Here is a 10,241-nt window from a genome sequence, read left to right on the forward strand (position 1 = left end):
ATTCTACCTTAGCTATATTTTCTTGAAACCCTCTTCATGCACTACCTCTCCCTTCACATCACGATGAGCAAAGAAAATTTGAGCTTGGCCGGAAATCCGCTCAACTTTCACACTTAGAAAACCTCCCTTCAATCTTAAAAACTGATGTTCGGGACGATAATCATCGGCATCCCACCCTTGGGAATGATAATCACTGATGGGCCCCGAGCAGAACTCCATCAAGCCCGTCTCCAAATCCTTGGAAACATACTGCCAGTGACGGTCTCCATTGACTACAAAAAGATTGGGAATTTGTGACAGATATTTTCTAAGCTTTTCCCCTTCTTCATGGTAAACAGAGTTTGCATGATTGTCTTTTTTATTTTCCCGGTCCGGCCCGACGATTGGAGTGGCTGAAACCAAGATTTTAAAACTAGCATCCGAGGCTTCCACAGATTCCTTGAACCAATCCATTTGCTCTTTTCCCCAAATGCTTTTATCCGGACCATCAGGCTTTGGATTGGGAGTTCGGAACTCTCGCCCTTCCACCATCCAAACTTGAAGATCCTTTCCCCATCTGATCGTTCGATAAGGCTCTTTTTCCAAAGGCACATTCTGATACCAAAGCTTTATCCCATCTGCAAAAGTCAAATCTCCATAATTTTCAGAAGCAGGATGCGCATCGTCTCTCAACAAATCATGATCATCCTTCATCATGTAAAGAGGCGTTTGTCGAAAAAGGTCTTTCAAGCTTGGCCAAGCATCCATTGCATGCCATTTATGACGGGCTTGCTCCAGATTCTTTGCCATAGGACCCGGCTTATCATAATAGATGTAATCTCCCGTCTGGATAAAAAAATCCGGCTTTATCGCCCCCATACTGTCATAGGACTGGAATCCTCGTTTCTCATCATCAAAAGACCAAAAGTATTGGCAGGTAGAGGTCGTGAAGAGAACCGGAACAATCTGATCTGGATTGGGAGCAGTGGTAAATTCTCCTCCCGTTTTCTGAATTTCTCTACTTTCAAATTTTGATTTGGCCTTGAGAATAACTCGAAAAGTGGTTGCGGAAGGCAAATCATCAAAAACAGCCTTGACTGTGAAATCATCCTCAGCTTTGGCCTCCAGCCAATCCGAAGTCCATTCTTTGCCTCCTCCTTGAATCTGAACTTGCACATAGCCCGAACCTGCTTCTACACCTCCATCCATTTGACTGACAGGCATAAATTCATCAAAGTCGATTGGATGCCGAAAGACCGTCTCCTTACGCTGATGCTTAATTGGATTGGGTTCCGCCTGCTTACATACTCGTGTCCAAACCAAAACCGAGTGATCCGTCACTTCCATCAGCTTGAATCCAGTGGTAAAGAATACAGAAGGTTCTTTTTTGCCAATTCCTAGTTTTTTGGCAAAAGCCGAAAATGAGGTTTGAGAGAAAATAGAGAAGGAAAAGATTCCCCATCCTATATTTTTAAAAAAGCTTCTTCTGGTTTGCATGGTGGTTGAATTGAGATCCTTACTCTCTTAAGATAAAGAAGAATCCTCGAAGAATAAATTCATCCAATTTGAATAAGCTTCCTGAATAACATCCATCCTGAAGCATTTTATAGCTGCAAAAAAAGACTTATTCAAGCTTGCACCATTTTAGTATACGACTCTGAACCAGACACTTCCCAACAAAATTTTGTCTCAACTGATTTCATAAGGACAAACAAAACTTCATTGAAATACGATTGGAACGGCGTTATTAATGAACTATATTAATCTCTCGACACCTACAAAATATTTTTGTGCTGTTCTATTTGGTCTAAGTCATTTTAAACATAGCGCAGCCACCCATCTAAACGGAAGCCTCCAAAATCAATTATGTCAAAAAATGTTTCAGATCAACTAGTAGAAATGTTGGTTTCTGCTGGAGTCAAAAGAGTCTACGCAGTAACTGGTGACAGCTTAAATCCCATCAATGATGCCATTAGGAGAAATGGTAAAATCCGATGGATTCATGTCCGTCATGAGGAAGCCGGAGCTTATGCGGCCTCTATGGAAGCCGAACTAAATGGAATTGGTTGCTGTATGGGAAGCAGTGGACCTGGTCATGTGCATTTGGTCAATGGTCTCTATGATGCCAATAGATCCGAAAACCCGGTGATTGCCATTGCATCCACTGTATTCACAGAAAAACTGGGACTGGACAACTTCCAAGAAACCCGACCTGAATACTTATTTCAGGATTGCTCTAAATATGTCTTCATGGCCAATACTCCAGAACAGGCCATTAATGGTATGCAATCTGCCATTCAACAAGCCATCAGCAAGAAAGGGGTTGCGGTTTTGGGTCTACCAGGTGATGTTGCGGCAGCGGAAGTAAAACCTGTTTTTTCCGCAGGTCGCAATTTTTATAGTAATCCTCGGGTTATCCCAGGCAAAGATGATCTTCTTGAATTGGCCAAAATCATCAATAAATCAAAAAAAGTCATGCTTTTCTGTGGGCACGGATGTCAAAATTCGGTATCTGAAGTCATGCAATTGTCAGAAAAGATCCAGTCTCCTTTAGGCTATAGCTTTCGTGGCAAAATATTTTTTGATAGACCAGACAATCCCTATTCAGTTGGACTCAATGGCCTTTTGGGAAATAAATCGGGATTTGAGGCGATGCACAATGCCGACTTGCTGATTATGTTGGGCACCAATTTTCCTTACAGTGAATTTTTACCAGAGAAATGCACCATCGTCCAGATTGACAACAAGCCAGAAAAGTTGGGAAAAAGAGCCAAAGTTGATTTCGGGTATTGTGGAGACATAAAAAACACACTGGAAGAGTTGATCGGATTAGTGGAGAAAAAAGAAGAAAATTCATACCTCCAAAAGATGAGATCGATTTATCTCAAACTTGAAGAGGATTATCAAAAATATGTGGAGAGCAAAGGCAGCGAAAACCACATTCACCCAGAGTATGTGGCCCATTTGGTAAATCAACTGGCCACAGACGATGCTATTTTCACAGTGGACACCGGTATGAGTGCAGTCTGGGCAGCTCGCTACCTGAAAGCTGGAAAAAACAGATATCTCACTGGGTCATTCAATCATGGCTCCATGGCAAATGCAATGCCTATGGCTATTGGGGCTGGGCTTTCCCATCCTGACAGGCAGATTATTGCTTTTTGTGGAGACGGAGGAATCTCCATGCTTTTAGGAGATCTCATGACCATCAGTCAGTACCAAATCCCTGTCAAAATCATAATTTTCAACAACAGGGCCTTGGGTATGGTGAAACTTGAAATGAGAGTCGCCGGCTACCCTGATTGGCAAACAGACATGGTCAATCCTGACTTCACCAAACTGGCAGAATCCATGAATATCGCTGCTTGGGAGGCAAAAGAACCCAAAGAGGTAAAAGCAGCTATCGAGGGCGGATTTAAGCACGAAGGACCTGCCGTTATCACTGTTTTCACTGATCCCAATGCACTAGCAATGCCACCGTCTATCAATTTTGATCAAATCAAAGGTTTTGCCGAATCGATGTCTAAAATGATGCTGAATGGCCAAGCCGCCAACATCATAGACACAGCGAAAAGTGATATTAAATACTTAAGGGAACTTCTATGAAAGAGTCTATCAGATTTACCTTTATTGCATTTGTCATAATAGTCCTTTTTATAGGCCTGATCACTTGGCCTCTGATTGGACTTATTACAATAATCGTCTTGATCCTTTTGATTGGGATCCGAGATTTCTACCAAAAAAAACACACTATCCTAAGGAATTTCCCTGTTTTGGGACACATGCGTTATCTGCTGGAAATGATTTCACCTGAGCTCCATCAGTATGTTGTAGAGTCAGATACTGATGGAAAGCCCATTGACAGAAACCATCGCAGTTACATCTATTCCAGAGCCAAAAATCAAAACAAAACCCATCCTTTTGGCACTGAGCTGGATGTGAATGAAAGAAACTATAAGTGGATGCATCATAGCATCTATCCTGCAAAAAAACTTGAATCACCTCCTCGAGTAAAAATTGGGGGAGCAAGCTGTACCCAGCCTTATGAGGCTAGCTTATTCAATATCTCGGCTATGAGTTTTGGAGCTTTAAGCAAAAATGCCATTAAAGCCTTGAATCTGGCAGCTAAGGAAGGAGGATTTTTTCATGACACCGGTGAAGGGGGAATTTCCAAATACCATATGAATGGAGGTGACTTGGTCTGGGAGATCGGAACAGGATATTTTGGATGTCGATCCGAAAATGGAGGCTTTGACCCTGAAAAATTCCAAGAAAAGGCTAATTGGGATCAAGTAAAAATGATTGAAATAAAAATTTCGCAAGGTGCAAAACCAGGACATGGAGGCGTTTTGCCAGCAGCCAAAAATGATGAGGAAATCGCCGAAATCAGAGGAGTCAAACCTCATACAGATGTGCTTTCACCTCCAGGACATTCTACATTCCAAGACGCCAAAGGACTATTGGATTTTGTAGAACAGTTGAGGTTCCTCTCAAATGGAAAACCGGTAGGCTTCAAGTTATCCATTGGAAACCGGGAAGAGTTCATCGAGATCTGCAAAAAGATGGGAGAAACAGGAATAAAACCAGATTTCATTACCATTGACGGGGCCGAAGGTGGTACCGGAGCCGCACCAATTGATTTTTCAAATTATGTAGGTATGCCTTGGGAGAGCGCATTGATTTTCGCCATAGATACACTGAAGAAATTTGGATTAAAAGATGAAATAAAGGTAATCACTGCCACCAAAATCTTCACCTCATTTGATGTATTCAAAGCCCTTTGTATCGGTGCGGATATTTGTAATTCTGCCAGAGGAATGATGCTGGCTCTGGGTTGCATTCAGGCTTTAAAATGCAATACTAATGAGTGTCCTACCGGAGTAGCTACCAACGATCCTCGGTTTGTAAGAGGTCTGGTTGTTTCTGAAAAATGGCAAAGAGTGAAAAATTATCATGAAAACATCTTAGAAGACTTTCTAGAACTATTGGCTGCCTCTGGCTGTGACTCAGTTGATCAATTAAACAGATCTATGATTTACAAAAAAAGTGGTGAATCCTGGATAAGCTATGATGAATCTGCATGAAGACATAAAGATCTTCAAAATCAGAAAATAGCCATCAATTTCGTAGCTTAAACCCACATATTCAACAAATTACAATTCAACACATATTGTTAGGAGATATTCATAAGCCTAAAAACCATTGACCATGAACCGAAAAGCCTTCCTTAAAACCTCGGCCATCGCCTTTTCAGGATTGATGATTGCACCTCAGTTTTCTTGCACCAAAGAGAAAAAAGAAACCGGACTTCTCAGTCAAAACAATCGAAAAAATTGGGCGGGGAACTATACTTACAAAGCCAAAGAACTCCTAGAACCAAAAAGTGTTGAAGAACTTCAGGGTATGATTAAGAAAATGGAAAGTTCCAAGGCATTGGGCTCCAAGCATTGCTTCAATGATATAGCTGATGATCCTGTAGCCCAAATATCCACCCAGCACCTCAATAAAGTCATCGCTATTGATACCGAGAAAATGACGATCACTGTTGAGGCGGGAGCCCGATATGGAGATTTTTCCAAGGAATTGTATGAAAAAGGGTTTGCCTTGCACAACCTGGCTTCTCTTCCCCATATCACCGTTGCCGGTGCCTGCGCCACTGCTACTCACGGATCAGGAGTAAAGAATGGCAATCTGGCTACAGGTGTAATGGCTTTGGAGCTGGTCAAACCTGATGGAGAGATCGTTTCGATGGATCGATCTCATCCTGATTTCAATGCCGTGGTGGTTGGCTTGGGAGCTTTTGGAATTATCACCAAAATGACCCTGGCCCTTCAACCTGCCTTCGATGTCCGCCAAGATGTGTTTTTGGATCTTCCTCTGGAATCTGTCAGAAATAACTTCAACGAGATCATGTCCAGTGGCTATAGTGTCAGCCTTTTCACCAACTGGATGAATGACAATGTGAGTGAGGTCTGGGTAAAAAGAAGAACAGACGAGGAAGTCAAAGACCTAGGCCCTGAATTCCATGGTGCCAAAGCCGCGGAGATCAATGTCCATCCGATATTCGAACTCGACGCCCAAAACTGTACCGAGCAATTAGGAGTTCCCGGACCATGGTACGATCGCTTGCCTCATTTCAAAATGGGTTTTCTGCCTAGTGCCGGGGAGGAGCTTCAGGCGGAGTTTTTTGTTCCTAGAGAAAATGCCGTAGAGGCCATTATGGAAATAGAAAAGTTGAAGGATGAGATTTATCCTCTTTTGATGATTACGGAAATCAGAACTATTTGCGGGGATGAATTCTGGATGAGTCCTTGCTATCAGCAGGATTCGGTAGCTATTCATTTTACCTGGAAGCAAATGACCCCAGAAGTGATGGCTATTTTGCCTAAAATCGAAGCTGCAGTTGCCCCTTTCAATGGAGTTCCGCATTGGGGGAAATTATTTACTATTTCTAGAGAAAAATTGATGGAGCGCTATCCGAAGTTCAATGAATTTGTGGCTTTGGCTAAGCAATATGACCCTCAGGGGAAGTTTACCAATGACTATTTGAAGCGAAATATTTATTGAAATAAGAATGTTGGTTAATAATAGAAAAGCGGTCTTTAAATAAGGCTGCTTTCCTTTTATATACCCTGAGCTCTAAGCATTTTCCCTTGACATGGATTGTGTCTACGTAAGTTGATTTTTCATATAATCTAAACCCAAAACTATCCTATGAAGGCAAACAAAATAATCGCCATTATATTAAGCTGGCTCCCCTCCTTGGTTATTTCTCTGTTTTTTATTCCAAATGCTTTGGACAAGATTTTCAACTCCAATCAAGCTGGAAAAATCGTAAGCAATAGTGCCACCATTATTGCTACAGGAGTAGTTTTATTAATTGCTAATGCTTTGTTTCTCTACAATAAGACCCTTCATATCGGTACTTTGATTTTGTCATCTTATATGACTTTGGTGGTTTTTATCCATATGCAAAGAGGGAAACCTTATGAGGTCACTATTTTGATAGTGATGGCGACTATCTTTGCAGCCTATATGAGAAGACCGCAGCCTTTTGAGTTGAAAAAGGAATCAGAATAGGGTTTGGCTGATCAAGCCATTTTCGCCTAGGTTAGACAATCTATAAGCCAATAAACCTATCGAAGGAAAATCTTTTAGGCAAAAAAACTATCTTATCATACATCAATGCCTAGCAAGGTTGAGCTAGTTAAATTTGAGAATCTAAACAACTCTACCATGAAAGAATATTCGAATGGGGAAGTCACCATTTTGTGGCAACCTGAAAAATGTATCCACTCAGGAGTTTGTGTCAAAACTCTTCCCAAAGTATACAACCCAAAAGATAAACCTTGGGTAAAGCCTGAAAATGCATCTAGTGAAGAATTGATCAACCAAGTTTCCAAATGCCCATCGGGTGCATTGAGCATCAAAAAATAGTTGTAGGAATGATTAAAATCGAGCAAGAGGAGAATGGCCGAAAAGGCCGATTTGTTCTCTACGAAGATGGAAAGTTTGCCGGAGAAATGACCTATACCTGGGCCGGAACCAACAAATTTATCATTGACCATACAGGGATCGAAGATGGATTTAACGGAAAAGGTTATGGAAAAATGCTGGTCATGAAAGCCGTCGATTTAGCTAGGGAAAAAGGCGTCAAAATCCTTCCTCTCTGTCCTTTTGCCAAGGCTGAATTTGACAAAAATAAAAGTATTGCTGATGTGAGGTTTTAGGGATTCCACTGGTATTTACTTCTCAATCTTAGCATGTCCGAAGTTGACAGAAAACTCCACACACCAAATCAAAACATACTGATATTTTTCCAAGTCAATTTCTTCAGGCATATCATAGGAAAAGTCGCCTTGTAAGCCTTTTAATTTTCCTAAAGAAACAAATTCAGAGGCTTTGGTATCTGTTGCCAAATAGACTTCCAAAAGTGGGCCGTTGTCTGTTTTGAAATCTGTAAACTTTAGAACGCTAGTTTTGGGATCGGCACTGGCTTTTCCAGAAGTAGGATGAGCCGCATCCATAAAATCACCCATGTAAACCATCGTCATGCCCCCTCCCTGTCCAATTGGGTCATCTGGGACCTGTGGTTGCGGATCGGGATCTGAGCTATCCATGCAGGTAACACAAATCGCTAAGCAAAAAATGGGGAGTAAGTATCTTATCTTCTTCATTTTCGAACAGGCCTATTTATCATAATTTACAAATTCCAGAGAGGAATTAAAAAAAGCCACATCTTTCGAAGTGGCTCCCATCACTATTTTTTTGATTATCCCAAAGGAGGAATCCTTAGAACCTGGCCTGGATAGATTAAATCAGGACTTTTCAACATCGGCTTATTTGCTTCAAATATGACCGGATATTTCATCGCATCTCCATAGACAGTTTTAGCAATCTTGCTTAGGGTATCTCCACTAACGACAGTATGGTAAGTCGCTTCTGGCTCAGGATTTTCTACGGTCATCTGATCATCTACCGTGGCTATCCCCTGAGAATTACCAGCGACCAACACTATTTTTTCTTTGGTGGCCTGATCATACGCAGCTCCTGTCACAGTTGCTTTATCATCATCTATGACGATTCTCAAGCCTGTTACTTTAAGACCAAGGTCTGCAATAGTTTGCTCTAAAACTTTAGCAGCAGCTTCCTCTCTTTTCAATTCTGCTTCTGCTGCAGCTTTAGCCGCATCAGCAGCTTTCTCTGCGGTTGTTTTTCCACCAAAAATCTTGGCTCCGGCGTCTTTAATAAATGAAATCAATCCCATAATCGAAATCTGTTAAATGGTACTAGAATTTATTGAATTGGTTTAAGATACAGCTTTAACTAACCAACTATACGAATTCAATATTAAAAAATTAAAAAAATAACCTAATCGATAGTTTAAATCATGATTACTTCTCATTTACAAACAATTACAATCGCTTAAGGTTTTTTTCTCCCCAAATTTTCTTATTTTGATCAATGACTTTTTCAATCATTGCAAAAATGATTGAGCGACTATCTAGATAGACCTTTTTTAATCAATTATTCTTTTATCAAATCAATTATCAAATGAAAAATTTTAAAACCTACCTAAGGCCTTCATGGGGGCTAACTCTTCTTGCTGTATTGCTTTTTACAGCTTGTGAAATGGAGCAAATCCAAACTTTAGACCAACCTGATGTCCAGCGATCGAAAATGGACAAATTTGACCTTCCGGATGGATATGAATCTAGAATTAACCCTGAATTAAGATCATCTGATCCTAATGGGCGCCAACAAGAAATCGGCCAACAAACCGACACCTATTATAGAGAAATCGTGCGCCAGGCGATGGCTGTTGAACCGTCTGATTGCGAACCTACAGAGTTTGATGCATGGATTAGTGGAGAGCTTGAAGACTGGGAATTTTTTGACATCTTTTTCGCATCCTATTCAGGTATGCTAGATTTTCCGACCTATGATGCTTTGTTTTTTGAAAACAGTTCTGAAGGCCAATACTTTGGAAAAAATGGGGAGTACACTCAATCAATGGTAAAAACCTTTAAAGACCTCAAAAGATTTTGGACTATAGATTCAGAAGGGATTGTATTGGCAGCCATGCATGGAAATATGCTTCAAGATCGAGACAAATTAATCCGTATTGACCAAATTCTTTTTAATGATGATCTGCCTACAGCAGAAAATTGGGCTGATTTGATTTTACAAGCTTTAGAAGAAGTGCCAGCATATCGAAATGGAGAACATCCAATCTTCACACTGAATGCATTTGCCCAAAGTGCATTTTTCTTCCCACCTGTGGGGATTGTCCCTAGTAAAATCATTATGGGTGATGGTATTTTGGAAGGTTATGAAGCCTTAGGTTTTGGAGATGTAGCACCTCAAGCTATCTTAGCCCATGAATTTGGGCACCATATTCAGTTTCAATTAGGTCTATTTGAGGAAGGTTTAGAAGATGAAGATATTCCTGAAGCAACTCGAAGAACAGAATTGATGGCGGATGCCTATTCTGCTTATTATTTATCACATGCTAAAGGAGCAACCATGCAATGGAAGAGGGTTCAGCAATTTTTGGAAGTATTCTTTAGCATTGGAGATTGTGGATTTGCAAACCCAGGTCATCATGGGACTCCCCTTCAGAGAATGGCAGCAGCAGAGTGGGGATATGAGTTAGCTAATTCAGCAAAAAAACAAGGACATATTATGGGGTCCCAGGAATTTGCCGATCTTTTTGATGCGGCACTACCAGAATTGGTCGCACCTTGAAAATAAAAACATAT

10 protein-coding genes are annotated in these 10,241 nt (G+C 40.9%); 7 read left to right on the forward strand and 3 right to left on the reverse strand.

The window, feature by feature from the left end; genetic code table 11:
- Positions 1–12 precede the first annotated feature (12 nt).
- Positions 13–1,476: an alkaline phosphatase D family protein gene (locus O0V13_RS18600; protein ID WP_268036497.1), complete on the reverse strand. Its 1,464-nt coding sequence runs from the start codon at positions 1,474–1,476 to the stop codon at positions 13–15.
- A 369-nt stretch (positions 1,477–1,845) separates the two neighbouring features.
- On the opposite strand from O0V13_RS18600, the gene O0V13_RS18605 reads away from it, so the two are divergent.
- The 6 genes from O0V13_RS18605 to O0V13_RS18630 all read left to right on the forward strand — a co-directional run bounded on the left by O0V13_RS18605 (position 1,846) and on the right by O0V13_RS18630 (position 7,709).
- Positions 1,846–3,585, forward strand: a complete 1,740-nt coding sequence (locus tag O0V13_RS18605) for a thiamine pyrophosphate-dependent enzyme (protein WP_268036498.1) — start codon at positions 1,846–1,848, stop codon at positions 3,583–3,585.
- The gene (locus O0V13_RS18610) at positions 3,582–5,063 is read left to right on the forward strand and encodes an FMN-binding glutamate synthase family protein (RefSeq protein WP_268036499.1); all 1,482 of its coding nucleotides are present in this window, start codon (positions 3,582–3,584) and stop codon (positions 5,061–5,063) included. The genes O0V13_RS18605 and O0V13_RS18610 overlap by 4 nt, the downstream gene beginning before the upstream one ends.
- Before the next feature lie 124 nt (positions 5,064–5,187).
- Positions 5,188–6,546 carry a D-arabinono-1,4-lactone oxidase gene (locus O0V13_RS18615; protein ID WP_268036500.1) on the forward strand — a complete coding sequence of 453 codons (1,359 nt, stop codon included), beginning with the start codon at positions 5,188–5,190 and terminating at the stop codon, positions 6,544–6,546.
- A gap of 147 nt (positions 6,547–6,693) precedes the next feature.
- Complete coding sequence (locus tag O0V13_RS18620; protein WP_268036501.1) at positions 6,694–7,059, forward strand: hypothetical protein; 366 nt, start codon at positions 6,694–6,696, stop codon at positions 7,057–7,059.
- A 156-nt stretch (positions 7,060–7,215) separates the two neighbouring features.
- Positions 7,216–7,416 carry a (4Fe-4S)-binding protein gene (locus O0V13_RS18625; RefSeq protein ID WP_073573320.1) on the forward strand — a complete coding sequence of 67 codons (201 nt, stop codon included), beginning with the start codon at positions 7,216–7,218 and terminating at the stop codon, positions 7,414–7,416.
- 8 nt (positions 7,417–7,424) lie between these two features.
- On the forward strand, positions 7,425–7,709 hold the full coding sequence (locus O0V13_RS18630) for a GNAT family N-acetyltransferase (protein ID WP_268036502.1): 285 nt from the start codon (positions 7,425–7,427) through the stop codon (positions 7,707–7,709).
- A 15-nt stretch (positions 7,710–7,724) separates the two neighbouring features.
- On the opposite strand, the gene O0V13_RS18635 is transcribed toward O0V13_RS18630, so the two are convergent.
- Both O0V13_RS18635 and lysM read right to left on the reverse strand, forming a co-directional pair.
- Positions 7,725–8,156 (reverse strand): DM13 domain-containing protein, encoded by a 432-nt coding sequence (locus tag O0V13_RS18635; RefSeq protein WP_268036503.1) that lies wholly within the window; start codon positions 8,154–8,156, stop codon positions 7,725–7,727.
- Between the two features lie 95 nt (positions 8,157–8,251).
- Complete coding sequence (lysM, locus tag O0V13_RS18640) at positions 8,252–8,746, reverse strand: peptidoglycan-binding protein LysM (protein ID WP_268036504.1); 495 nt, start codon at positions 8,744–8,746, stop codon at positions 8,252–8,254.
- A 287-nt stretch (positions 8,747–9,033) separates the two neighbouring features.
- On the opposite strand from lysM, the gene O0V13_RS18645 reads away from it, so the two are divergent.
- A complete protein-coding gene (locus O0V13_RS18645) occupies positions 9,034–10,227 on the forward strand; it encodes a hypothetical protein (RefSeq protein ID WP_268036505.1) in 1,194 nt (397 codons plus the stop codon).
- Positions 10,228–10,241: the final 14 nt, after the last annotated feature.

The organism is Algoriphagus sp. PAP.12, from assembly GCF_026652115.1.
Taxonomy (GTDB): Bacteria; Bacteroidota; Bacteroidia; order Cytophagales; family Cyclobacteriaceae; genus Algoriphagus.

Excerpts from the sequence above, each read along its gene's own strand:
- O0V13_RS18630 (WP_268036502.1), top strand. The coding sequence starts at position 7,425 with ATGATTAAAATCGAGCAAGAGGAGAATGGCCGAAAAGGCCGATTTGTT.
- O0V13_RS18645 (WP_268036505.1), top strand. The coding sequence starts at position 9,034 with ATGAAAAATTTTAAAACCTACCTAAGGCCTTCATGGGGGCTAACTCTT.
- O0V13_RS18600 (WP_268036497.1), bottom strand. The coding sequence starts at position 1,476 with ATGCAAACCAGAAGAAGCTTTTTTAAAAATATAGGATGGGGAATCTTT.
- O0V13_RS18610 (WP_268036499.1), top strand. The coding sequence starts at position 3,582 with ATGAAAGAGTCTATCAGATTTACCTTTATTGCATTTGTCATAATAGTC.
- O0V13_RS18635 (WP_268036503.1), bottom strand. The coding sequence starts at position 8,156 with ATGAAGAAGATAAGATACTTACTCCCCATTTTTTGCTTAGCGATTTGT.
- O0V13_RS18605 (WP_268036498.1), top strand. The coding sequence starts at position 1,846 with ATGTCAAAAAATGTTTCAGATCAACTAGTAGAAATGTTGGTTTCTGCT.
- O0V13_RS18625 (WP_073573320.1), top strand. The coding sequence starts at position 7,216 with ATGAAAGAATATTCGAATGGGGAAGTCACCATTTTGTGGCAACCTGAA.
- O0V13_RS18620 (WP_268036501.1), top strand. The coding sequence starts at position 6,694 with ATGAAGGCAAACAAAATAATCGCCATTATATTAAGCTGGCTCCCCTCC.
- lysM (WP_268036504.1), bottom strand. The coding sequence starts at position 8,746 with ATGGGATTGATTTCATTTATTAAAGACGCCGGAGCCAAGATTTTTGGT.
- O0V13_RS18615 (WP_268036500.1), top strand. The coding sequence starts at position 5,188 with ATGAACCGAAAAGCCTTCCTTAAAACCTCGGCCATCGCCTTTTCAGGA.